This is a genomic window from Xanthomonas sp. LF06-19, from assembly GCF_034105425.1.
In the GTDB taxonomy this organism is placed as follows: Bacteria; Pseudomonadota; Gammaproteobacteria; order Xanthomonadales; family Xanthomonadaceae; genus Xanthomonas_A; species Xanthomonas_A sontii.
In genome coordinates this window covers 268,282-291,215 of sequence record NZ_JAXGGH010000007.1, presented here as the reverse complement: position 1 = coordinate 291,215, position 22,934 = coordinate 268,282, and the positions used below count along the sequence as shown (strand labels likewise).

The window sequence follows — 22,934 nt, the reverse complement described above, 5'->3', positions numbered from 1 at the left end:
CCGCCACGATAGCAAGCCCGGCGGCTGGCGGCGTGCTGCGCGTTGACTACCGGCTGACGTAGGGCCGGTGTACGCTCCGGCTTCTTCCCCCGGAAGCGAGGCGTGCATGAAGACGATCCTGGTGGCCGGCTCCAAGGGCGGCGTGGGCAAGACCACGGTCGCCACGCACCTGGCGGCGTCCTACGCGCTGGCAGGCAAGCGCACGGTGCTGGCCGATGCCGATCCGCAGGGCTCCTCGACCCGCTGGGCCGAACGCCGTGCCGGCCTGGACAGCGCGGTGCTGCCGATCGACGCCAGCCGCAAGCGCAGCTGGCGCGCGGCGCTGCCCGACGACGCGCAGCGGGTGATCGTCGACGCCGCCGCCGGCGCCATGGCCGAGGACCTGACCCACTTCCTCGACGAGGCCGACGCAGTGGTGGTGCCGGTGATGCCCTCGGCGCTGGACATCGAGGCCACCGTCGGCTTCCTCAACACCCTGGCCAAGGTGCCGCGGGTGCACCAGCGCAAGCTGCCGGTCGGGCTGGTGCTCAACCGCAGCAAGCCCTGGACCAATGCCACCCAGCAGGCGCTGCAGATGCTCGCCGAATGGCCCTACCCGGTGGTGGCGCAACTGCGCGACAGCCAGGCCTACGTGGTGCTGGTGGGGCTGGGCCGCAGCCTGTTCGATTACCACTCCGTCCAGGTCCGCGACCACCAGCAGGACTGGGAACCGTTGCTCAAGTGGCTCAAGAAGGCCTGACCGATGACCATCGTTTTGCGAGAAGTGATCCTGCTGCGCCATGCCCACGCCGAACCGGCCGACACCGGCCAGGCCGATTTCGACCGGCCGCTGTCGCCGCACGGCCTGGCCGAGGCCGAAGCCGCCGGGCGCTGGCTGCTGGAGCAGCGGCTGGTGCCGGACCGGGTGCTGTGTTCGCCGGCGCGGCGCGCGCGCGAAACCCTGGAGGCGGTGCTGGAGCTGACCGGCTACGTCGAGCAGCGCCTGGAGCCGCGCATCTACGAGGCGACCTCGGGCACCCTGGCCGATCTGCTGGACGGCCACCGCGACGTCGAGCGGCTGTTGCTGGTCGGCCACAACCCGGGCCTGGAGCGGCTGGCGGCACTGATGCACAGCGGCCAGTCCGGCGACTACCGCGGCATGCCCACCGCCAGCGTCGCCGTACTCGGGGTCCCGCACGACGCGGCGATCGAGCCGGGCGTGGCGCGCTTGACCGCGTTCTGGTGGCCCTGAGCCCGCTGCGCAGGCTCCTGCGGCCGGCGCTGTGCGCCGCGCTGCTGCCGTTGTGTCTGTGGTGCGCCGTCGGCCACGCGCAGGTGACGCCGGCCTTGCTGGCGCCCGGCGAATACGCCCTGGACCCGGCGCAGTCGCGCTTCGGGTTCGAGATCCGCACCCGCTTCGGCCAGCGCATCGAAGGCTTCTTCCCGCGCTACGAGGGCACCGTGCACGTGTTGCCCGACGGCCGCCATCAGGTGCACCTGCGCCTGTTCACCGCCTACGTGGAAATCCCCGGCAAGCCGCGCTACACCGGCTGGATGCGCGGCGAGGATTTCTTCGACGCGCCGCGCTACCCCACCGTGTCCTTCGACTCGCAGCCGTTCTCGCCGCAGGTGCTGGGCAAGGGCGGGCCGATCCCCGGCATCCTGAGCATCCGCGGGATCAGCCACGCCGAGACGCTGACCGTCATGCCGGCCGCATGCGCCCGCGCAGGCTATGATTGCGACGTCATCAGCCGCGGTACGGTATTGCGTGGACGTTACGGAATGGACAAGTGGGATCTGGCCTTGAGCGACCGGGTCACCTTCGTGCTGCGCGCACGCCTGACCGAGGCGGCCACTCGGTGATATCGAAATTGATGCGGGTGCTGGTGGTGGTGGCGCTGCTGCTCGGCAGCGGCTGCGCGAGCCTGTCGCAGGCGCAGCACGGCCGCGCCGTGGCGATCGCCGAGGCCGCGCGCGACCGCCAGGTCGACTGCACGCGCGGGGACCACTGCGCGCTGGCCTCGCCGCTGCGCGGGCTGGCCGGCAAGGCCTTCGCCCAGTCCGGCGACGGCGCGCCGCGCCACTACGCCACCATCCTCGACCACGGCGAAGAAGCGCTGGTGGCGCGGGTCAACCTGATCCGCAGCGCCAGCCGCAGCATCGACCTGCAGACCTACATCTTCGACAAGGACGACAGCGCGCGGCTGGTGATGGACGAGCTGCTGGCCGCGGCGCGGCGCGGCGTGCAGGTGCGCGTGCTGATCGACCAGCTCTCGGCGATCTCCGACCTGCAGATCCTCGGCGCGCTGGCCGGCGCGCACGAGAACTTCTCGCTGCGCATCTACAACCCCACCTTCGGCCTGGCCAAGCCCAACTACTTCCACTACGCCGCCAGCGTGCTGTGCTGTTTCCGCCGCTTCAACCAGCGCATGCACAACAAGCTGCTGGTGATCGACGATGCGATCGGCGTGGTCGGCGGGCGCAACTACCAGGACGACTATTTCGACTGGGACGCCGAGTACAACTTCCGCGACCGCGACGTGCTGGTCGCCGGCCCGGTGGCGCGGTCGATGGCCGCCAATTTCGACGCCTACTGGGCGGCCCGGCGCAGCGTGCCGGTGGCGCGGCTCAACGACGTCGGCAAGCTGCTGCTGCGCCAGGGCGTGCCGGCGATGCCGCCGGCGCAGTTCCTGCGCCCGGAGCGGGTGCAGCGGGTCAGCGAGGAGGCGTCCGATCCGGCCTTCGTGGAGAACGCCTTCGTGCTGCCGGCGCTGCCGGTGAAGCATGTGGACTACGTCGCCGACCTGCCGCAGAAGCACCGCCGCGAGCACGGCCCCAAGGCCATCTCCACCGCGCCCAAGCTCGACCGGCTGATTGCCGACGCACGCCAGGAGATCATCCTGCAGACGCCGTACCTGGTGCTGTCGGACCCCGCGCAGGAGATCTTCCGCGACCTGCGCAAGCGCACCCCGCCACCGCGCGTGGTGGTGGCCACCAACAGCCTGGCCGCCACCGACAACCCGGTGGTGTATGCACTGTCCTACAAGTACAAGCGCCGCAACCTGCGCGAACTGGGCTTCGACATCTACGAGTACAAGCCGTTCCCGCTGGATGCGCCGGTGGACTACGCCAACCTGCTGCCGGCGCCGTTGCAGGGCGAGGTGCCGGCCACGCCGGCCAGCGGCGACAACGCAGGCGAGAGCGCCGGCGATCCCGGCCGCGGCCGCACCACGTTGCTGGGCGGCAGCGCGGCCGGACGCAGTTCGCTGCTGGGCAGCGGCAGTGGCGGGCCGTCCGGCAGCCGCGGCGACGGCAGCCAGGTCGCGCGCCGCGTGCTGCGCACCGAGACCCGTCCATCGTACCTGAGCCGGCGCATCGCCAACCGGCCGCTGCCGGTGACCCGCGAGGGCGCGCGCATGGGCCTGCACGCCAAGTCGCTGGTGGTGGACCGCCGCGTCGGCGTGATCGGCACCCACAACTTCGACCCGCGCAGCGAGACCTACAACACCGAGGGTGCGGTGATCGTCGACGATCCGGCGTTCGCGCAGGCGCTGGCGGCCAGCATCGGCCGCGACATCGAGCCGGAGAACTCCTGGGTGGTGGCGCCGCGGGTCAAGCCGCCGGTGCTGTCGGGCCTGAACTACAGCATGGGCAAGGTTTCCGAGGCGCTGCCGGTGCTGGACTTCTGGCCATGGCGCTACGCCACCGACTACGAATTCCAGCCCGGCCCCGACTGCCCGGCGCCGCTGACCCGGCGCGACCCCGGTTTCCACCGCTGCTACAGCGCGGTCGGCGACTTCCCCGAGGTCAACGTCGGCCCGAAGTGGCTGCTGGTGCGGATGTTGACCGCGTTCGGCTCGGGGCTGGTGCCGATTCTCTGAAAGGTCGGGACCCGGGGCCCGGGACCCGGATAAGCAAAAAGCGGACGCCGGGCGCATCACTGTGCAGTGCGTCGGGGGTTGGGGGAGTCGGCCCGGATGCGGCGCATGCCTTGGCGCTTGCTTCTCCCGGGTTCCGGGTCCCGGGCCCCGAGTCCCGGCACTTCGACATTCTTCCCCCTGCATGGAGTCCAACACATGCCCTTCCGCGAACCTGCCGATCTCGCCGTCCTCAACGCCGATTGCCGCGACACCCTGATCGCGCACCTGGGCATCGTCTTCACCGAGGCCGGGCCGGACTGGCTGCGGGCGACGATGCCGGTGGACGCGCGCACGCGGCAGCCGTACGGGCTGCTGCACGGCGGCGCATCGGTGGTGCTGGCCGAGACCCTGGGCAGCACCGCCGGCAACCTGTGCGTGGAGCCGGGGCGGATCTGCGTTGGCCTGGAAATCAACGCCAACCACCTGCGCGCCGCGCGCAGCGGCGTGGTCACCGGCACCGCGCGGCCGCTGCACGTGGGCCGGACCACGCAGGTGTGGGAGATCCACATCGAGGACGCGGCCGGCAAGCCGGTGTGCGTGTCGCGGCTGACCCTGGCGGTGGTCGACCGCGGCTGAGCCCGGTCCCGGGCTGAACCCTGCCTCGGCGGTCACGGGCGACGTGTCTGCGGCCGCGTCTTCGGGGTGACACAATTGTCCGCTAGGCCCCCGCTTCCGGTACCCTTGTTCGAATGAGCGAGTTCTCCCCACCCGCCATGCGCCAATACGGTGGGGCGCTGCGCTGGGTTCGTTACGGCTACCGCGTGCCGCTGCTGGCGTTGCACGTGCTGTTGTCGCTGCCGTTCCTGCTGGTGTGCATGGCGCTGTCGCCCGGCCGCGCCGGCACCGAATCCTTCGGCGACCGCATGGTCTGCTGGTGGTCGACCTGGCTGCTGCGCATCTTCGGCCTGCGCGTGCGCCGCATCGGCGCGCCGCTGCCCAATCCGGTGCTGTTCGTCGCCAACCATGTCAGCTGGATCGACATCGTGATGCTGCACAGCCAGCGCATGATGGGCTTCGTCGCCAAGCGCGAGATCGCCGGCTGGCCGCTGGTCGGCTGGCTGGCCGCGCGCGGGCAGACCATCTTCCACCAGCGCGGCAGCACCGAGTCGCTGGGCGGCGTGCTGCAGGCGATGCTGGAGCGGCTGCGCTCCGGGTGCTCGGTCGGCGTGTTCCCGGAAGGGCGCACCCGCGGCGGCCAGGACGTGGGGCCGTTCCATGCGCGCATCTTCCAGGCCGCGGTCGAGGCCGAGGTGGCGGTGCAGCCGGTGGCGCTGCGCTACGGTGCCGGCGGCTCTGCGCAGCAGATCGTCGCGTTCGGTCCTCACGAGAGTTTCTTCGCCAACTTCCTGCGCCTGCTCGGCGAGCCGGGGCGGGTGGCCGAGGTGCATTTCCTGGAACCGATCCGGCTGCAGGACGTGGAAGGGCGCCGGCGCATCGCCGAGATCTCGCGCGCGCGCATCGTCACGGCGATGGCACAACCCTGAACAGCGGGACACCGACCACGCCGCGCCTGACCGATTACTCCAGTCGACGGGTGCAAGCTCGCTGCCCATGAACGCAACCGATTACTCCCCCCCTCGCTGGCTGCGCAACCCGCACGTCCAATCGGTACTGGGTTCCAGCCTGCTGCGCGTGCGCCGTGGCGAACAACTGCTCGCCGCCAGCGGCGCCACCACCACCTCGCACATCCTCGACGGCGGCGATGGCGTGCGCCTGCAGGGCTGGCTCAGCGTGCCGGCTGGGGAAGCGCCGCGCGGCACCGTGCTGCTGCTGCACGGCTGGGAAGGCAGCGCCGACTCCAGCTACATGCGCCTGACCGCGGCGAAGATGCTGGCGCTGGGCTACCAGGTGTTCCGGCTCAACTTCCGCGACCACGGCGGCACCCACCACCTCAACGTGGACCTGTTCCACTCCGAGCGCCTGGACGAAGTGGTCAACGCCGCCTGCGACCTGTGGCGGCGCTTCCCGGCGCCGACCCTGCTCGCCGCCGGCTACTCGCTGGGCGGCAACTTCGCCCTGCGCCTGGCGCTGCGCGCGCCGGCGGCGGGCCTGCCGCTGCAGCACGTGGCCGCGGTGTGCCCGTTGCTGGACCCGGCCACCACCATGCAGCGGATCGAGAACGGCCCGCAGTTCTACGACTGGTATTTCCGCCGCAAGTGGCGCGAGTCGCTGCTGCGCAAGCGCGAACTGTTCCCCGACCGCCACGGCTACGACGACGCCACCCTGGCGCTGGACATGCGTGGGCTGATGGCCTGGCTGGCCGAGCGCCACGCCGGCTTCGCCAGCCTGGACGCCTACTTCGACAGCTACTGCATCGCCGGCGAGCGCCTGCAAGGCCTGCGCGTGCCGGCCGACATCCTGATGGCCGAGGACGATCCGGTGATTCCGCTGGACGACTTCCGCAGCTGGCGCTTGCCCGACCTCGCGCGGCTGGAGATCGCCCGCTGGGGCGGGCATTGCGGCTTCATCGAGAACGCGCGCGGCGACGGCTTCGCCGAACGCTGGGTGGCCGAACGGCTGACCGAGGGGCTGGTGGAGGCCTGACCGGCGTTGCGCGCAGGCCGGCGGGCGATCTCGCCCGCGCCGGCGTGCGGCAGGCGGTCAGCAAGGTGGGCGCACCGGGATTCCCGGGTGCGGCACGCGTCGATGCTCCTTCCGCCGTTCCCGCACCATCACCGCCGCCACCACGTAGCGCTGCCCGGCGCACGGGTCATCTACGCGGCCGGCATGCTCGGCAAACCTCGCAGGCGCGTCGCCTCAGTCCCCCGGCAGCGTCGGCGACACGGCCGCTCCCAGCGAGGCCCGATGCGCCCGATGTGCCCGCCGCGCGGACGCAGGTGCCCGCGCAGGGCGGCCGGGCGCTCCCGCTACAATGCGGGTTTGCCCCAACGCCGGACCTACATGCACCAGCCCATTCTCGACGCCCTGCGCCGCCAGGACACCGCCGACGCGCTGCGTCTCGCCCAGACCTGGGCCGCCGAGGCCGCCGACGACCCGCAGGCCTTCCGCTGGCTGGCGCTGGCGCAGCAGCAGCACGGCGAGACTGCCGCCGCCCTCGACAGCATCGGCCGCGCGATCGCGCTGGCGCCGGAAGACGCCAGCCTGCACCTGCTGCACGCCGGCATGCTGGTCAGCGCCAACGACCTGGCCCAGGCCGAGAACGCGCTGGCGCAGACCGCGGCGCTGGATCCCAACGAATTCCTCGCCTACGTGATGCGCGCGCACCTGGCGCTGGGCCGCGGCGACCTGGACGAAGTGGAGCGGCTCAGCCGCACCGCCGCGCGCCTGCAGCCGGAGCATCCGCAACTGCTCGGCGTGGACGGCATGCTGGCGCTGCGCCGCGGCGACGCCGACCGCGCGCTGGCGCTGCTCTCGCGCGCCAGCAACGCGCTGCCGGACGATCCCCGCCTGCTCTACGCGCTGGGTTTCGCCTATCTGGACAAGCAGCACTTCGCCTTCGCCGAGACCGCATTCCGCCGCGTCGCCGCGCTCACTCCGGGCACCGGCGCGGCGATGATGGCGCTGGTCGCGCAGTTGGCCTACCGCCAGGGCCGCCTGGACGACGCCATCACCGCGCTGGAGACGGTGCTGGCCGATCCGTCCGGCGATACCGCCAACATGCGCCGGCTGGCCGGCGAGTACGCCCTGCAGGCCGACCGCCCGGCCGAGGCGCTGGACCACCTGCGCCGCACCCTGGCGGTGGCCCCGGCCGACCGCCGCACCCTGCATGCGGCGCTGATCGCCTGGCAGCGCCTGGGCACGATCGACGATGCCCGCGCCACCCTGGAAGCGGCGCTGGCCACCACCACCGACGCCCACGACCTGTGGCTGGCGCGGCTGGCGCTGGAGCCGGTGGGCGGCCCCGAGGCACGCGCGCTGATCGCGCGCTGGCAGGCGGCGATGCCGGCGCACGTGCCGGCGCTGGAAGCGCAGCTGCGGGTGCACGACATGGCCGGCGAGCGCGATCAGGGCGAGGCCGTGGCGCAGCGCATCGTGGCGCTGGAACCGGGCCGGCTCAGCGGCGAGGAACGCCTGGTCGAGGCGCTGCTGGAGCGCGGCGAGCACGACGCCGCCATCGCCCACGTGCACGGCCTGATGCAGCGCATGCCCGAACGCGACCGCACCGTGGTGCGGCCCTGGCTGGCGGCGGTGCAGGATGCGGCCGGGCGCCCGGACGACGCGCTGGTGACCTGGGTGGCCTTCCAGGAGGAACAGCTGTCGCACCGCCTGCCGCTGCCGCCGCTGGGCCAGGCCCCGGCGCAGTGGCCGCCGCTGGGCACTGTCGACCCGCAGAACCAGGCCCGCCCGCTGTTCGTCTGGGGTCCGCCGGGCAGCGGCGTGGAGCGGGTGATCGCGGTGATCGACGCGGCCAGCCCGGTATTGCGCGGCGACCGCTTCGGTCCGCAGCCGCCGACCGACGGCCTGCAGCGCTTCCGCAGCGTCGAGGAACTGGACAGCGGCGCCCTGGACGGTGCGGCGCTGGTCGCTGAGTGGCGCGCGCAACTGCCGGCACGCGGCGTCGGCGACGGCAACATCGTCGACTGGCTGCTGTGGTGGGACAACGCGCTGCTGCGCGCGCTGCGCCCGCACCTGCCGGAAGGGCGGCTGCTGGTGGTACTGCGCGACCCGCGCGACATGCTGCTGGACTGGCTGGCCAACGGTGCCCCGGCGCCGCTGGGCCTGGCCTCGCCGGAGACCGGTGCGCAGTGGCTGGCGGCGGTGCTGGCGCAGGTCGCCGACCTGCACGAACAGGATCTGTATCCGCACCACCTGGTGCGCCTGGACGGGACCGAGCACGATCCGGCCGGCGTGGCGGCGGCGCTGGAGCAGGCGTTCGGCGTGGCGTTCCCGACCATCGCCACGGTCGGCCCGCCACGCCTGGCTGCCGGCCACTGGCGCGCCTACGCCGCCCCGCTGTCCGCGGCGTTCGCGCTGCTGACGCCGGTGGCGGTGCGCCTTGGCTACCCTGAAACCTGATTCCCCAAGGAGATTCACGCATGCGTCTTCGCAGTGACAGCATCCAGCCGGGTCAGCCCATCGCCGCGACCTACGCGATGGGCCAGGCCGACGGCTTCGGCGGCAACCGCAACCCCCACCTGGTCTGGGACGCGGTGCCGGCCGGCACCCAGTCCTTCGTGCTGCTGTGCGTTGATCCGGACGTGCCGACCGTGGCCGAGATGGTCGGCCGCGACGACGTGCAGATCCCGGTCGAACAACCGCGCACCGAATTCGTGCATTGGGTGGCGGTGGACCTGCCGGCCGACCTGCGCGAGATCGCCGAAGGCAGCGCCAGCGACGGCGTAGTGGCCAAGGGCAAGCAGCAACCGCCCGGCCTGGACGGCGCGCGGCAGGGGCTGAACAGCTACACCGACTGGTTCGCCGGCGACGCGGCGATGGGCGGCGACTACCACGGCTACGACGGCCCGTATCCGCCGGCCAACGACCTGCGCGTGCACCGCTACTTCTTCCGCCTGTTCGCCCTGGACGTGGCGCGCCTGGACGTGCCGGCACGCTTCACCGCCGCCGACGCCTTGCGCGCGATGCAGGGCCACGTGCTGGCCGAAGCCAGCCTGCACGGCACCTACAGCCTCAATCCGGCCGCGAAGTGAGCCGTAAAGCCCCTCTCCCGCCGGGAGAGGGGTTGGGGTGAGGGTCCGGCGCGCGAAGCGCTTAGCCCGATCTGACATTGCGAGGCTTCGCCCGTACCCTCATCCGCCCGTTCGGGGCACCTTCCCCCGAAAAGGGGGCCATGGTCCCGATGGGAGAAGGGAGAAGCCGAAGCCCCTCTCCCCTCGGGAGAGGGGTTGGGGTGAGGGTCGGGGCGCGCAGCGCCTCGCCGATCTGTCATTGCGAGGCTTCGTCCGTACCCTCATCCGCTCCTGCGGGGCACCTTCTCCCGATGGGAGAAGGGAGACGCCAGCTCAAACCCTCACGCCGCCGGCAACCACAGCAGCAGCGCCGCGCCCAGCACGATCCGGTACACCGCGAAGGCGGTGAAGCGGTGCGACTTGATGTAGCCCAGCAGCCACTTCACCACCACGAAGCCGGTGACCATCGAGGCGACGAAGGCCAGGGCCACGTCGCCCCAGTTCTCGCTGCCCAGGCCGCCGTCCTTGTACAGCTCCAGGAACGAGTAGGCGCTGGCCGCGAACATGGTCGGAATGCCGACCAGGAAGGCGAACTCGGCCGCGGCCGAGCGCTTGCTCAGGCCCAGCAGCATCGCCAGGAAGATCGTCGCCGCCGAGCGCGAGGTGCCGGGGAACACGCCGGCCACCACCTGCGCCAGGCCGACCGCGATGGCCACCGTCCAGGTCACCGTCTCGCGCTCTGGCATGCGCGCAGCGAAGTACTCGGCCACCAGCATCCACACGCCGCCGATCACCAGCGCCCAGGCCACCGGCTGCACGCTGTCCGGCAACTGCCAGCCGGCCTTGCGGACGATGAGACCGACCACCGCGGTCACCAGGAAGGCGGCGCCCAGCTTGAAGGCGTAGTCGCGGTTGGCACGGTCGCCCAGGCCGGTGGCCAGATCCCACAGGCGCTGCCGGAACACCAGGGTGGTGGCCAGGATCGCGCCGGCCTGGATCACGATGTTGAAGAAGTCGGACCGGTGGCCGAGCCAGCGCTCGGCGATCAACAGGTGCCCGGTGCTGGAAATGGGCAGGAATTCGGTCAGGCCTTCGATGATGCCCAGCAGCAGGGCCGACAACAGATCGCTCATGGGGGAGAGGGTCGCTTTGGGGGAGGGGAAGCTGCGCAAGGATAGAGCATCCGCCTCGCGCACAAATTTGGTGCGTTCAGGTGTGAATGCACCACGAAAGTGCAGTGCATTTGCATCCTTCGCGTGCACGCTTCAGCAGAATCAAGGGCTTGTGAGTGCCACACGCTTGGCATGGCGATTGCTGATACTCGCCCACGCCCTTCACAACCCGAGGTTGCATCGAATGTCTGCGGAAACTATTGAGAAGCTGGTCAAGGACAACAAGATCGAGTTCGTCGACCTGCGCTTCGTCGACATGCGCGGCGTGCAGCAGCACGTCACCTTCCCGGTCAGCATCATCGAGCCGGCGCTGTTCGAGGAAGGCAAGATGTTCGACGGCAGCTCGATCGCCGGCTGGAAGGGCATCAACGAGTCGGACATGGTCCTGCTGCCAGACGCCGACACCGCCTTCGTCGATCCGTTCATGGCCGATCCGACCCTGGTGCTGACCTGCGACATCCTCGACCCGGCCACCATGCAGAGCTACGGCCGCGACCCGCGCGGCGTGGCCAAGCGCGCCGAGGCCTACCTGAAGTCCAGCGGCATCGCCGACCAGGCGTTCTTCGGCCCGGAGCCGGAATTCTTCATCTTCGACGGCGTGCGCTTCGGCAACGAGATGGGCCACACCTTCTTCAAGATCGATTCGGAAGAGGCGGCCTGGAGCAGCGGCAGCAAGATCGAAGGCGGCAACAGCGGTTACCGTCCGGCGGTCAAGGGCGGCTACTTCCCGGTGCCGCCGACCGACTCGCTGCAGGACCTGCGCGCCGAGATGTGCAAGACCCTGGAGCAGGTCGGCATCGAAGTCGAAGTGCACCACCACGAAGTGGCCACCGCCGGCCAGTGCGAGATCGGCACCAAGTTCAACTCGCTGGTGAAGAAGGCCGACGAGCTGATGATGATGAAGTACATCATCAAGAACGTCGCCTACCGCAACGGCAAGACCGCGACCTTCATGCCCAAGCCGATCGTCGGCGACAACGGCTCGGGCATGCACGTGCACCAGTCGTTGGCCAAGGGCGGCACCAACCTGTTCTCCGGCGACGGCTACGGCGGCCTGTCGCAGATGGCGCTGTGGTACATCGGCGGCATCTTCAAGCACGCCAAGGCGATCAACGCCTTCACCAATTCCGGCACCAACAGCTACAAGCGTCTGGTCCCGGGCTTCGAGGCGCCGGTGATGCTGGCCTACTCGGCGCGCAACCGTTCGGCCTCGTGCCGCATTCCGTGGGTGTCCAACCCGAAGGCGCGCCGCATCGAGATCCGTTTCCCGGATCCGCTGCAGTCCGGCTACCTGACCTTCGCCGCGCTGATGATGGCCGGCCTGGACGGCATCAAGAACCAGATCGACCCGGGCGCGCCCAGCGACAAGGACCTGTACGACCTACCGCCGGAAGAGGAGAAGCAGATCCCGCAGGTGTGCTCCAGCCTCGACCAGGCGCTGGAAGCGCTGGACGCCGACCGCGAGTTCCTCAAGGCCGGCGGCGTGTTCACCGACGACTTCATCGACGGCTACATCGCGCTGAAGATGCAGGAAGTGACCAAGTTCCGCGCGGCCACGCACCCGCTGGAATACCAGCTGTACTACGCCAACTGAGTTCCACGCGCGGCGATGGCGAAGGCTTCCCCTCCCTCCTTCGCCATCGCCGCCACCTGCCCGGCTGGGGAGCCGCGCAGGTGGTCCGCGCCCACCATCGCGTCATCGAGTGTCCAGGGGATGGACCGCGCAACAGAGCGCTTGCGTGCCGTGGGCCACGTTCCCTCCCACGTCGCCGTCGCCGCCGCACCTTGGGTGCGGTGGGCCACGGCGTGATCCACGGAACGCATCGCGCAGCAGCACCCGCGCCGTTCGCGGCGCGGTCGATGGGCCCAGTGCCGGTCGGCCTTCGGCGGCCGGTTCCTTCCACCAACGGGGTATGCGCATGAAACTGATCACCGCCATCATCCGGCCATTCAAGCTCGACGAGGTCCGCGAGGCCTTGTCGCAGGCTGGGGTGTCCGGCATCACCGTCACCGAGGTCAAGGGCTTCGGTCGGCAGAAGGGCCACACCGAGTTGTATCGCGGTGCCGAGTACGTCGTCGACTTCCTGCCCAAGATCAAGATCGAGACCGTGGTGACCGACGAGCGTCTGGATGCCGTGGTCGAGGCGATCCAGGGCGCGGCCGGCACCGGCAAGATCGGCGACGGCAAGATCTTCGTCACCGCCATCGAGCAGGTCGTCCGCATCCGTACCGGCGAAATCGGCGCCGATGCGCTCTAACCCCACCTTGGAGCCCTTCATGAAGACAGGTCTGTTCGCCGGGTGGAAGGCCCGGTTCTACGCGGTATGCATGCTGATGCTGGTCAGCGCGATGGCGGTCGGCATCCCCGGCAAGGCCTTCGCCCAGGCCGAAACCACCCCGGCGCCGACGCCGGACGTGGTCACCGAACAACTGACGCCGCCGCCTGCGCCGGCCGCCGCGCCGGCCGCGGCCGCGGCCGCGGCCACGCCGGCGCCGGTGGTGGACAAGGGCGACGTCGCCTGGATGCTCACCTCCACGCTGCTGGTGCTGCTGATGGTGGTGCCCGGCCTGGCGCTGTTCTACGGCGGCATGGTCCGCGCCAAGAACGTGCTGTCGGTGCTGATCCAGGTCGGCGTGGTGTTCTCGCTGATCGCGGTGCTGTGGGTGGTGTACGGCTACAGCCTGGCGTTCGCCGATGGCGGTCCGTTCATCGGCACGCTGCACAAGGCGCTGCTGGCCGGCGTCGACACCACCACGCTGGCCGACACCTTCTCCAAGGGCTTCAAGCTGCCGGAGTATGTGTTCGTCGCCTTCCAGTTGACCTTCGCCGGCATCACCGGCGCGCTGATCGTCGGCGCCTTCGCCGAGCGGGTGAAGTTCGCCGCGGTGCTGCTGTTCGTGGTCATCTGGTTCACCTTCGGCTACCTGCCGCTGGCGCACATGGTGTGGTCGGCCCCCGGCTTCCTGTTCGGCAAGGGCGCGCTGGACTTCGCCGGCGGCACCGTGGTCCACATCAATGCCGGCGTGGCCGGTCTGGTCGGGTCCTACTTCGTCGGCAAGCGCCTGGGCTTCGGCCACACCGCGCTGAAGCCGCACAACGTGACCCTGACCTTCGTCGGCGCCTCGCTGCTGTGGGTGGGCTGGTTCGGCTTCAACGCCGGCTCGGCGCTGGAAGCCAACGCCACCGCCGCACTGGCCTTCCTCAACACCCTGCTGGCCACCGCCGCGGCGGTGCTGGCCTGGTCGCTGACCGAGAAGGTGATCAAGGGCAAGTCCTCGGCGCTGGGCGTGGCCTCGGGCATGGTCGCCGGCCTGGTCGGCATCACCCCCGCCGCCGGCACCGTGGGGCCGTTCGGCGCCATCGCCATCGGCGTGGCCGCCGGAGTGATCTGCGTGTGGGGCGTGACCGGGCTGAAGAAGCTGCTCAATGCCGACGACACCCTGGACGTGTTCGGCGTGCACGGCGTCGGCGGCATCGTCGGCGCGATCCTCACCGGCGTGTTCACCGACAAGGCGCTGGGTGGCATGGGCTACGCCGAGGGCGTGACCATGGGCCACCAAGTGCTGGTGCAGGCCGAAGGCGTGCTGATCACCGTCGGCTGGATCGGCGTGGTCTCGGTGGTCGGCTTCCTGATCGCCAAGCTGGTGATCGGCCTGCGCGTGCCGGAAGACGCCGAGCGCGAGGGTCTGGACATCACCTCGCATGGCGAATCCGCCTACGAATTGTGAGTTTCGCCGGCCCGCGACGGCGGTCGCGGGCCTTGTCGCAGGACGTGTGGCCGGCGCTGGTGGCCGGTCCGCGCGGCCGCGGCCTTCGCCGGCGCTTCCTGGGGGGAAGCGCCGGCCATTCTCAAAAGATCGAGGTATTCCGCGTGGCCATTCGCCTCGCCACACCCCCGGCTTTCCGCAAGATTCCTGGTTGCGTCGCGATGCAGGGCCGGGTGGCACCACCCACTGGTCGTCAGGCGGCTGCGCGACGCGCCATCCGCGAGGGCAGCGGCCGCGCCATGCGCCGCTCGCCCGTGCCGCCTGCTCGGCTTTGCACTACATTGGTGCAATGGCCATGAACACCCCGCCGCCCCCGCTTTCCGCCCTTGGCACCCCGGTGGTCTGGGCCGATACCGACGGCCGCCTGCGCGGCGCCAATCCCGCCTTCGCGCGCTGGCTCGGGGTCAGCGTGCGGCGCCTGCTCGACCAGCCGCTGGCCTCGCTGGAAGTGCAGGGCGATGCGCTGGCCCGGTTCCTGCGCAACGACGAGCGCGACGTGCTGCGCCTGCACCGCATGGCCCTGGCGGTGCCCGGCGAACCCCCGCGCTTTGCCGAGGGCTGGCTGTCGCGGCTGGACGACGGCGGCTGGCTGCTGGAAGCGCATCCGGTCGACGAGTTCCCCACGCCGGACCCGGCGCAGGCCCTGCCGAACGCGCTCAGCGCGGCGCTGAAGGGCCTGGCCCACGAACTGCGCAATCCGCTGGCCGGGCTCAAGGGTGCTGCCCAGCTGCTGGCGCGGCGCGCCCAGCACCGCGACGAGGACGAACGCGAACTGATCGAACTGATCGGCGCGGAGATCGAGCGCCTCAACAGCCTGCTCGACCAGTTGCTGTCGCCGGCGCCGGCACGCCCGCACGCCATGCTCAACATCCACGCGGTGCTGGAGCGGGTGCTGCGCCTGGCCGAGAACGAAGGCGGCTGGTCGGTGCGCCTGCAGCGCGACTACGACCCCAGCATCCCCGAATTCCTCGGCGATGCCGACCGCCTCACCCAGGCGGTGTGGAACCTGGTGCGCAACGCGATCCAGGCCGGCGCCGCGCAGGTCACCATGCGCACCCGTGTCGAGCACGGCCAGCGCATCCGCGACCGCGTGCACGCGCGCGGCCTGCGCCTGGAGATCGTCGACGACGGCCGCGGCGTGCCCGAGGAACTGGCCGAACACCTGTTCCTGCCGCTGGTCAGCGGCCGCGCCGAAGGCAGCGGCCTGGGCCTGGCGCTGGCCCAGCAGGTGGCGCGCGAGCATGCCGGCTCGCTGACCTACCGCTCCCGCCCCGGCCACACCGTGTTCACCCTGCTGCTGCCGCAGCGCGCAGCGGACACCGATTAGGAGCACTGCGATGACCGACTCCCTGCAAGGAACGCAACGTATCTGGGTGGTCGACGACGACCGTTCGGTGCGCTTCGTGCTGTCCACCGCGCTGCGCGACGCCGGCTACAGCGTCGACGGCTTCGACAGCGCCGCCGCCGCGCTGCAGGCGCTGGCGCAGCGGCCCATGCCCGACCTGCTGTTCACCGACGTGCGCATGCCCGGCGACGACGGCCTGGTGCTGCTGGACAAGCTCAAGGCCGCGCACCCGCAACTGCCGGTGATCGTGATGTCCGCCTACACCGACGTGGCCAGCACCGCCGGCGCGTTCCGCGGCGGCGCCCACGAGTTCCTGTCCAAGCCGTTCGACCTGGACGATGCGGTGGCGCTAGCCGCACGCGCGCTGCCCGATGCCGGCAGCGCCATCGCCGCGGCACCGCCAGTGGCGCCGGCCGGGCAGGGCAGCACCGAACTGATCGGCGACACCCCGGCGATGCGCGCGCTGTTCCGTGCCATCGGCCGGCTGGCGCAGGCGCCGCTGTCGGTGCTGATCAACGGCGAGACCGGCACCGGCAAGGAACTGGTCGCGCACGCGCTGCACACCGAGTCGCCGCGCGCGCGCAAACCGTTCGTCGCGCTCAACACCGCCGCGATCCCGGCCGAACTGCTGGAGAGCGAACTGTTCGGCCACGAGGCCGGCGCCTTCACCGGCGCGCAGCGCCGCCACATCGGTCGCTTCGAGCAGGCCGACGGCGGCACCCTGTTCCTCGACGAAATCGGCGACATGCCGCTGCCGCTGCAGACCCGGCTGCTGCGCGTGCTGGCCGAGAACGAGTTCTTCCGCGTCGGCGGGCGCGAACTGATCCGGGTCGACGTGCGGGTCATCGCCGCCACCCACCAGGATCTGGAAGCGCTGGTCGAACAGGGCCGCTTCCGCGCCGACCTGTTGCACCGCCTGGACGTGGTGCGGCTGCAGTTGCCGCCGCTGCGCGAGCGTCGCGCCGACGTGCCGCAACTGGCCGAGAACTTCCTGGCGATGGCCGCGCGCAAGCTCGACACCCCGCCCAAGCGGCTGGCGCCGGCGGCGCTGGACGCATTGCGCGCCTATCCGTGGCCGGGCAACGTGCGCGAACTGGAGAACGTATGCTGGCGCCTGGCCGCGCTGGCGCCGGCGGAAATCATCGATGCCGGCGACGTCGAGGCCGCCCTGCTGCGCGGCGGCCGCCGCGAGCGCAGCGGCGACGGCGGCGAGTGGGACACGCAACTGTCGGCCTGGGCGCAGCAGCGCCTGTCCGACGGCGCCGAGGGCCTGCATGCCGAGGCCCGCGAACGCTTCGACAAGGCGCTGCTGGAAGTGGCGCTGCGCTTCACCCAGGGCCGCCGCGCCGAAGCCGCCGCCCGCCTGGGCGTGGGCCGCAACACCGTCACCCGCAAGCTGGGGCCCGGGCGGCGGCGGCGCTGAGGAAGGAGCCGGGACCCGGGACCCGGGACAGCGCGGACTCAGGGGCGGACAGATGTGCGACATGCGCTTGCTGGACTCGGGACGGTAATTTCCGGTTCGCGCTCGTTTACACGCCAGGGGATTCGCTGTGGCATTGCCTCATGCGCCGCTGCGCTGACGCGTCGCTACGCTTTCCGGGTCCCGGGTCCCGGGTCCCGGGTCCCGACCGCCACCGCACCAACAAGCCCCGCCTCCGGCCAGCTAGACTGCGCCCCGTGCACCTTCATGGGGTCTGCACGGCCGCCCCTCTAGTTTCGCCATGCCACAGGAGTCGATGTCGATGCGTTATGGATTGCCCCTCGCCGCGAGCGCCTTGTTGATGCTGGCCGCGTGCAGCAGCGCGCCGCCCAAGGCCCCGCCGCCGCCGCCGCCCAAGGCGCCGCCGCTGGCCAGCGCCGGCACGGTGCAGCAGGCGCAGGCCGTGCTGGCGCCGGCCTCCGGCAGCCTGGTCAGCGGCAAGCTGTCGCTGGTCGCCGCGCCCGGCGGCGTGCGCATCACCGGCACGCTGGGTGGCCTGCAGCCCAACCACAGCTTTGCCTTCCATGTGCATGAGCGCGGCGACTGCAGCGCGGCCGATGCCAGCAGCGCCGGCGGCCACTTCAATCCGCTCGGCGCGCCGCACGGCCGCGCCGGCAGCGGTCCGCACCACGCCGGCGACATGGACAACCTCAACGCCACGGCCGACGGCACCGCGCAGATCGACGTGCTGCTGCACGGCGTGGTGCTCGGCGGCGGCGCGGCCAACGATATCGTCGGCCGCGCGCTGGTCGCGCATGCCGATCCGGACGACTACCGCAGCCAGCCGGCCGGCAACGCCGGCGCGCGCGTGGCCTGCGGCGTGATCCGCCCGCTGCGCTGACCTCGCATCGCTACTTCCGCCCGGGTCCGCCTGGGAGGTCCGTCCGCATTCCGCGGCTCTGCAACGAAGGAGAACCCCCGTGCGTCGTACCCTTCCCAGTCTGCTGTTCCTGGCCACCACCCTGGCGCTGAGCGCCTGCAAGCGCGAAGAACCCGCCTCCACCCCGGCGGCGACCCCCGAACCCGCCGCCGCCCCGGCCGCGAGCGCACCGCCGGCCGCGACCAACGCCACCGGCAGCGCCAGCGCCGCGCTCAGCCCGACCCAGGGCAACGAAGTGGCCGGCGAGGTCAAGTTCACCACCGTCGACGGCGCCGTGCACGTCACCGGCACCATCACCGGGCTCAAGCCCAACAGCGAGCACGGCTTCCACATCCACGAGTTCGGCGATTGCAGCGCGCCGGACGGCAGCAGCGCCGGCGGCCACTTCAACCCGGCCAAGACCGAGCACGGCCAGGTCGGCAGCGATCCGCACCACGGCGGCGACATGCCCAACCTCAAGGCCGACGCCGAGGGCAAGGCGACCATCGATGCGGCGGTGTCCAACAACGTCAACATCGGCAAGGGCGACGGCTTCGACATCCTCAACCACGCGGTGATCGTCCACGCCGACCCGGACGACTACAAGAGCCAGCCCACCGGCAATGCCGGCGGCCGCCTGGCCTGCGGCGTGATCAAGGGCGACGCGGCGGCTGCGCCGGCGCAGTAAGCGCACGCTGGATGGCGTTCGCGATGGCGGCGTCCGGGTTGCGGGCGCCGCCGTTTTCCGCTTCCTGGATCCGCTGATATCCGGAAAGTGGCTCCAGTCGCGTCGGATCGAGGCTGCATGAAGCAGAGCGGCATCGTGCGTCGCGCTCAGCGAGGATCTGATTCCGCCAGTCGCCGGCGGACCTCCATCAGGGCGAAGCCCAGCAGGTTCTCGCCCTGCCACGTCGTGGGATCGGCGGCGCGCGGGTCGTCCGCCGCCAGGCCGATGCCCCAGATCCGATCGACCGGACTGGCTTCGACCAGCACCCTGTCGCCGGTCCCGAGCAGGAAGGTCTTCAGCGCCGCGTGCTGGCCGAATTTGCCCAGGTTGCCCGCGATGACCAACTGCATGCGGGCATCGCGCCAGGTGGATTCATCGAAACCCTGGATCTCCCGCCCGATCGCCTTGGCTTCTCCGGGATGCGCGGCGGCCAGAATGCGGGCACAGGCTGCATGGTCGCCGAACAGCCGCGCCTTGCCGGCCATCATGTAATGCTCGGCGGTGGGGTAGGTCACCGAATCGAGCACGAAGGGCGCCTCGAACCATTGGCTGAAGCAACTGCGGTCGATGGCGCCGGGCTGCTTCGGCGTATGCCCCCAGAAGTGGACGAACTTGAGGTGTTCGCCCGCCTGCTGACGTGCGCACAGCGCGTCCACGGTCAACACGGTGTGCATGGATGTCCCCGCTGGAAATCAAGTTCGTCTGCACTGCTGCAACCCCGCGATGCCAGGGCAGCGCCGCGCATGCTGCGACATGCCGGTGCGACCACCTGTTGCCGCGTCAGCCCGGCATCGCGGTCTCTCTGCAACGCGCGCCTGCCCGCATGCCACCGCTGGCCCGCTTGCTCCGGTCGAGCGGCGCAAGCCAGTGGAAGTGCCGACGCGGCTCAGGCCGCCAGCAACGCCTGCTTGGCGTCCTGCCCGCTCTCGCAATGCACGTACAGCACCGGCAGGCCGTGGGCCTCGAGTACCGCGGCCAGTTGCCGCTGGCGCGCCAGGTACTGCTCGTAGACCCGCTGCAGGCGCTCGCAGTCCTGGCGGTCGTAGGCGTAGTGCGCGCACCAACTGGCCGGGTCGAACAGCGCCATGCGCACCTCGCCTTCGCGGTAGCGCAGCAGCGGCTCGGGCGGGGCCTGCAGCCATTCTTCCTGGTCCGGCGCCAGCAGCGCGGTCTCGATCAGCGGCCACAGCGGTGCCAGACCCTGGTTGTCGTACTGCATGGACATCATCGCCGCCAGGTCGTGGCCGGTCAGGTAGCGGGCGTGCTCGATCTCCGCGCCAAAGCCCTTCTGCGCGAGCAGCGCGGTATCGGCCTGCGCCATGCCCTGCGCCAGCAACACGTCCTCCAGTGCCTCGGCCACGGACTGCACGGTGTCGGCCGGGCCGCTGAGCAGGAACGGCACCACCCGCAATGCGCCGCCGCGCAGGCCGGCGTCGGCCTGGAACGGCAGCGGCACGCTGCCGTCGGCATCGGTGCCGAAGGCCAGCAGGCGCGGGCCGTCGGCGCGGCCCGGCGCGCGGGCGGCGAGTTCCTCCAGGCGCCGGTGCAGCGGCCAGCCCGGACGCAACGCTTCGGCCGGGTCGAAATGCGCGCCGGCCAGGCTCAGTTCCAGTTCGCGCACCGCCGGCACCAGTTGCGCCAGGTCGCGGCCGACCTTCTCGGCCAGTTCGGCGGCCTGCGCATGCGGCAGCGCCGGGTGCGCCGGTTCGCGCCCGGAGGACAATTCCAGGGCGATGACCCCGTGGGCGTGGCGAGTGGCGGAGGCTTGGGTCATGGGATTGGCGGTTGGCCCGTCGCGGGCGCATAGCTACACTCGCTTCATTATGCCTGCGCTACCGTGCAGGCCATGTCCCCGACTCCCCTCGCGCGAGGTAATCCCATGCCAGCAGCCCGTCCCGTCGCCATTCTCGGCGGCGTCCGCATTCCGTTTTGCCGGCAGAACACGGCGTATGCGGATGTCGGGAACCTCGGCATGTCGGTGCGCACGCTGGGCGCGCTGGTCGAGCGTTACGGGCTGCACGGGCAGCAGCTGGGCGAAGTGGCGATGGGCGCGGTGATCAAACATTCCAGCGACTGGAACCTGGGCCGCGAGGCGGCGCTGTCCTCCGGGCTGTCGCCGCTGACTCCGGGCATCACCCTGCAACGCGCCTGCGGCACCAGCCTGGACAGCATCATCACCGTCGCCAACAAGATCGCGCTGGGGCAGATCGAGTCGGGCATCGGCGGCGGCTCGGACACCACCTCCGAAGTGCCGATCGTCTACGGCAAGAAACTGCGCGCGCGCCTGCTGGCGGCCAACCGCGCCAAGAGCACCGGCGACAAGCTGCGCGCGCTGACCCGCGGCTTCAAGTTCGCCGAGCTCAAGCCTGAGTTCCCGGGCGTGGCCGAGCCGCGCACCGGCAAGAGCATGGGCGACCACTGCGAGGACATGGCCAAGCAGTGGAACATCTCGCGCGATTCGCAGGACGCCTGGGCGGTGTCCTCGCACCACAAGCTGGCCGCCGCCTACGAGCGCGGCTTCTTCGCCGACCTGATCGCGCCGTTCCGCGGCGTGGAGCGCGACAACATCCTGCGCGCGGATACCTCGCTGGAGAAGCTGGCCACGCTGAAGCCGGCCTTCGACAAGGTCAGCGGCCGCGGCACCCTGACCGCGGCCAACTCGACCCCGCTGACCGACGGCGCCGCCGCGGTGTTGCTGGCCTCGGAAGAATGGGCGCAGGCGCATGGCCACGTGCCGATGGCCTATCTGCGCGATGCGCAGGTGTCGGCGGTGGATTTCGTGCACGGCGAAGGCCTGTTGATGGCGCCGACCGTGGCCGTGCCGGAGATGCTCAAGCGCCATGGCCTGCGCCTGCAGGACTTCGACATCTACGAGATCCACGAGGCCTTCGCCGCGCAGGTGCTGTGCACCCTGCGTGCCTGGGAGAGCGAGGATTACTGCCGCACCCGGCTGGGCCTGGATGCGCCGCTGGGGCAGATCGATCCGGCCAAGATCAATCCGGTAGGCTCGTCGCTGGCCACCGGCCATCCGTTCGCCGCGACCGGCGCGCGCATCGTCGCCACCGTCGCCAAGCAACTGGTCGAACGCGGCGGTGGCCGCGCGCTGATCTCCATCTGCACCGCCGGCGGCATGGGCGTGGTGGCGATCGTCGAACGCTGAGCGTCACCGCGCGCTGGCACTCGTGCCGGCGTGCGCCGCGCCACGGCCTTCGGCCCTGCGGCGCCGCCCCGGCGCTGACCGCGCCGCATCCGTCGCGCTACCATGCCCGCCGATTCGCCTGCGTCACGCGGGCGACACGGCGCGCAGGGGGCGCAGGCCATGACCGAGCAGGGCAGTTTCAATCCGTACCAGGCGCCCAGCGTCGCCAGTCCGTCCAGCCTGCCGCCGCCGTTGCCGGGCGAGACGTTGTGGCGCGATGGCACGGATTTGCTGTGCCTGCGGGATGCGCCGTTCCCGCCGCACTGTGTGAAGTGCGGGGCGGCGCTGGGCAACGACGAACTCAAGAAGCGCACCTTCTACTGGCACGCGCCGGGCTGGTACGCGCTGATCCTGGTGAGCATCCTGGTCTATGCGATCGCGGCGCTGGTCGCGCGCAAGCGCAGCAGCCATGTGCTCGGGATGTGCGCGGTGCATCGGCGTCGGCGCAACCGGTACATCCTGTTGATCGCCGGTGCCTTCCTGGTTGGCCCGCTGCTGGGATTCGCCGTCGGCGGTGAGAGTGGGTTCTGGCTGGGAGGCGCCGTGTTCCTGGTCATGCTGATCTGGGGCATGTTCGGCGCGCGCATCCTGGTGCCGCGGCGCATGGACGAGCGCTACGCGCGCTACAAGGGCCTGGCACCCGCGTTCCTGGCGCGCCTGCCTGCGCTGCCGCCGGCCTTGCGGCGCTGAGCGGACGGACGCGGCCGGCCTACCTTCGGATGCGATGACCGGCGCGCCGCCGGCCTGGGCACACGACGCGGCCCATGCGTTCTGCCGTGCTCCTCTTCGCTGATCGGCGCAGGAGCGATGCGCGTGCGCTGCCGCGTCCGGAGGCAGCCATGACGCGCTTTCGCCGCGGATCAGCGTGCCCGGCCTGGTCTTGCAGGCTCGGCCATC

21 protein-coding genes are annotated in these 22,934 nt (G+C 71.0%); 18 read left to right on the top strand and 3 right to left on the bottom strand.

Translation table 11 applies throughout. The annotated features are described in order from the left end of the window. Positions 1-106 precede the first annotated feature (106 nt). The 9 genes from SLW55_RS15570 (at position 107) to SLW55_RS15530 (ending at position 9,508) form a co-directional block, all read left to right on the top strand. The gene (locus SLW55_RS15570; protein WP_017913046.1) at positions 107-739 is read left to right on the top strand and encodes a ParA family protein; all 633 of its coding nucleotides are present in this window, start codon (positions 107-109) and stop codon (positions 737-739) included. A 15-nt stretch (positions 740-754) separates the two neighbouring features. After that, on the top strand, positions 755-1,231 hold the full coding sequence (locus tag SLW55_RS15565) for a histidine phosphatase family protein (protein ID WP_010340932.1): 477 nt from the start codon (positions 755-757) through the stop codon (positions 1,229-1,231). Between the two features lie 56 nt (positions 1,232-1,287). Then, positions 1,288-1,842 (top strand): YceI family protein, encoded by a 555-nt coding sequence (locus SLW55_RS15560; protein WP_226977881.1) that lies wholly within the window; start codon positions 1,288-1,290, stop codon positions 1,840-1,842. Next, positions 1,842-3,860: a phospholipase D family protein gene (locus SLW55_RS15555; protein WP_152237352.1), complete on the top strand. Its 2,019-nt coding sequence runs from the start codon at positions 1,842-1,844 to the stop codon at positions 3,858-3,860. Before SLW55_RS15560 ends, SLW55_RS15555 begins: the two co-directional genes overlap by 1 nt. A 195-nt stretch (positions 3,861-4,055) precedes the next feature. Further along, the gene (locus SLW55_RS15550; protein WP_017914155.1) at positions 4,056-4,475 is read left to right on the top strand and encodes a hotdog fold thioesterase; all 420 of its coding nucleotides are present in this window, start codon (positions 4,056-4,058) and stop codon (positions 4,473-4,475) included. 113 nt (positions 4,476-4,588) lie between these two features. Continuing rightward, positions 4,589-5,383 carry a lysophospholipid acyltransferase family protein gene (locus SLW55_RS15545; protein ID WP_026143382.1) on the top strand — a complete coding sequence of 265 codons (795 nt, stop codon included), beginning with the start codon at positions 4,589-4,591 and terminating at the stop codon, positions 5,381-5,383. Positions 5,384-5,450: 67 nt separating this feature from the next. After that, entirely contained in the window at positions 5,451-6,443 is a 993-nt protein-coding gene (locus SLW55_RS15540) for an alpha/beta fold hydrolase (RefSeq protein ID WP_017915141.1), read from the top strand. A gap of 357 nt (positions 6,444-6,800) precedes the next feature. After that, the gene (locus tag SLW55_RS15535; RefSeq protein ID WP_320745363.1) at positions 6,801-8,876 is read left to right on the top strand and encodes a tetratricopeptide repeat protein; all 2,076 of its coding nucleotides are present in this window, start codon (positions 6,801-6,803) and stop codon (positions 8,874-8,876) included. A 20-nt stretch (positions 8,877-8,896) separates the two neighbouring features. Continuing rightward, on the top strand, positions 8,897-9,508 hold the full coding sequence (locus SLW55_RS15530) for a YbhB/YbcL family Raf kinase inhibitor-like protein (protein ID WP_284468123.1): 612 nt from the start codon (positions 8,897-8,899) through the stop codon (positions 9,506-9,508). Positions 9,509-9,828: 320 nt separating this feature from the next. Here the strand turns inward: SLW55_RS15530 and SLW55_RS15525 are convergent, their stop codons facing one another. After that, entirely contained in the window at positions 9,829-10,620 is a 792-nt protein-coding gene (locus SLW55_RS15525; RefSeq protein ID WP_017908899.1) for an undecaprenyl-diphosphate phosphatase, read from the bottom strand. Between the two features lie 223 nt (positions 10,621-10,843). Here SLW55_RS15525 and glnA point away from each other — a divergent pair, with 223 nt between their 5' ends. The 7 genes from glnA (at position 10,844) to SLW55_RS15490 (ending at position 18,799) form a co-directional block, all read left to right on the top strand. Further along, positions 10,844-12,253 (top strand): type I glutamate--ammonia ligase, encoded by a 1,410-nt coding sequence (glnA, locus tag SLW55_RS15520; protein WP_017908900.1) that lies wholly within the window; start codon positions 10,844-10,846, stop codon positions 12,251-12,253. A 325-nt stretch (positions 12,254-12,578) separates the two neighbouring features. Next, entirely contained in the window at positions 12,579-12,917 is a 339-nt protein-coding gene (locus SLW55_RS15515; RefSeq protein WP_010341076.1) for a P-II family nitrogen regulator, read from the top strand. Between the two features lie 19 nt (positions 12,918-12,936). Beyond that, positions 12,937-14,388, top strand: a complete 1,452-nt coding sequence (amt, locus tag SLW55_RS15510; protein ID WP_320745362.1) for an ammonium transporter — start codon at positions 12,937-12,939, stop codon at positions 14,386-14,388. Between the two features lie 334 nt (positions 14,389-14,722). Next, positions 14,723-15,754, top strand: a complete 1,032-nt coding sequence (locus tag SLW55_RS15505; RefSeq protein WP_267100527.1) for an ATP-binding protein — start codon at positions 14,723-14,725, stop codon at positions 15,752-15,754. Between the two features lie 10 nt (positions 15,755-15,764). Continuing rightward, on the top strand, positions 15,765-17,195 hold the full coding sequence (gene ntrC / locus SLW55_RS15500) for a nitrogen regulation protein NR(I) (RefSeq protein ID WP_017908905.1): 1,431 nt from the start codon (positions 15,765-15,767) through the stop codon (positions 17,193-17,195). 319 nt (positions 17,196-17,514) lie between these two features. Then, positions 17,515-18,093, top strand: a complete 579-nt coding sequence (locus SLW55_RS15495; protein WP_267085350.1) for a superoxide dismutase family protein — start codon at positions 17,515-17,517, stop codon at positions 18,091-18,093. A gap of 79 nt (positions 18,094-18,172) precedes the next feature. Next, positions 18,173-18,799: a superoxide dismutase family protein gene (locus SLW55_RS15490; protein WP_265531112.1), complete on the top strand. Its 627-nt coding sequence runs from the start codon at positions 18,173-18,175 to the stop codon at positions 18,797-18,799. 146 nt (positions 18,800-18,945) lie between these two features. Here the strand turns inward: SLW55_RS15490 and SLW55_RS15485 are convergent, their stop codons facing one another. After that, positions 18,946-19,512: an NADAR family protein gene (locus SLW55_RS15485; RefSeq protein WP_320745361.1), complete on the bottom strand. Its 567-nt coding sequence runs from the start codon at positions 19,510-19,512 to the stop codon at positions 18,946-18,948. A gap of 212 nt (positions 19,513-19,724) precedes the next feature. Continuing rightward, positions 19,725-20,612: a hypothetical protein gene (locus tag SLW55_RS15480; RefSeq protein WP_267087491.1), complete on the bottom strand. Its 888-nt coding sequence runs from the start codon at positions 20,610-20,612 to the stop codon at positions 19,725-19,727. A gap of 105 nt (positions 20,613-20,717) precedes the next feature. Between SLW55_RS15480 and SLW55_RS15475 the strand changes: the two genes are divergently transcribed. Further along, a complete protein-coding gene (locus tag SLW55_RS15475; protein ID WP_026143786.1) occupies positions 20,718-21,998 on the top strand; it encodes an acetyl-CoA C-acetyltransferase in 1,281 nt (426 codons plus the stop codon). Between the two features lie 159 nt (positions 21,999-22,157). Continuing rightward, a complete protein-coding gene (locus tag SLW55_RS15470) occupies positions 22,158-22,727 on the top strand; it encodes a hypothetical protein (protein WP_267093284.1) in 570 nt (189 codons plus the stop codon). Positions 22,728-22,934 lie beyond the last annotated feature (207 nt).

Excerpts from the sequence above, each read along its gene's own strand:
- SLW55_RS15570 (WP_017913046.1), top strand. The coding sequence starts at position 107 with ATGAAGACGATCCTGGTGGCCGGCTCCAAGGGCGGCGTGGGCAAGACC.
- SLW55_RS15550 (WP_017914155.1), top strand. The coding sequence starts at position 4,056 with ATGCCCTTCCGCGAACCTGCCGATCTCGCCGTCCTCAACGCCGATTGC.
- SLW55_RS15545 (WP_026143382.1), top strand. The coding sequence starts at position 4,589 with ATGAGCGAGTTCTCCCCACCCGCCATGCGCCAATACGGTGGGGCGCTG.
- SLW55_RS15540 (WP_017915141.1), top strand. The coding sequence starts at position 5,451 with ATGAACGCAACCGATTACTCCCCCCCTCGCTGGCTGCGCAACCCGCAC.
- SLW55_RS15535 (WP_320745363.1), top strand. The coding sequence starts at position 6,801 with ATGCACCAGCCCATTCTCGACGCCCTGCGCCGCCAGGACACCGCCGAC.
- SLW55_RS15530 (WP_284468123.1), top strand. The coding sequence starts at position 8,897 with ATGCGTCTTCGCAGTGACAGCATCCAGCCGGGTCAGCCCATCGCCGCG.
- SLW55_RS15525 (WP_017908899.1), bottom strand. The coding sequence starts at position 10,620 with ATGAGCGATCTGTTGTCGGCCCTGCTGCTGGGCATCATCGAAGGCCTG.
- glnA (WP_017908900.1), top strand. The coding sequence starts at position 10,844 with ATGTCTGCGGAAACTATTGAGAAGCTGGTCAAGGACAACAAGATCGAG.
- SLW55_RS15515 (WP_010341076.1), top strand. The coding sequence starts at position 12,579 with ATGAAACTGATCACCGCCATCATCCGGCCATTCAAGCTCGACGAGGTC.
- amt (WP_320745362.1), top strand. The coding sequence starts at position 12,937 with ATGAAGACAGGTCTGTTCGCCGGGTGGAAGGCCCGGTTCTACGCGGTA.
- SLW55_RS15505 (WP_267100527.1), top strand. The coding sequence starts at position 14,723 with ATGAACACCCCGCCGCCCCCGCTTTCCGCCCTTGGCACCCCGGTGGTC.
- ntrC (WP_017908905.1), top strand. The coding sequence starts at position 15,765 with ATGACCGACTCCCTGCAAGGAACGCAACGTATCTGGGTGGTCGACGAC.
- SLW55_RS15495 (WP_267085350.1), top strand. The coding sequence starts at position 17,515 with ATGCGTTATGGATTGCCCCTCGCCGCGAGCGCCTTGTTGATGCTGGCC.
- SLW55_RS15485 (WP_320745361.1), bottom strand. The coding sequence starts at position 19,512 with ATGCACACCGTGTTGACCGTGGACGCGCTGTGCGCACGTCAGCAGGCG.
- SLW55_RS15480 (WP_267087491.1), bottom strand. The coding sequence starts at position 20,612 with ATGACCCAAGCCTCCGCCACTCGCCACGCCCACGGGGTCATCGCCCTG.
- SLW55_RS15475 (WP_026143786.1), top strand. The coding sequence starts at position 20,718 with ATGCCAGCAGCCCGTCCCGTCGCCATTCTCGGCGGCGTCCGCATTCCG.
- SLW55_RS15470 (WP_267093284.1), top strand. The coding sequence starts at position 22,158 with ATGACCGAGCAGGGCAGTTTCAATCCGTACCAGGCGCCCAGCGTCGCC.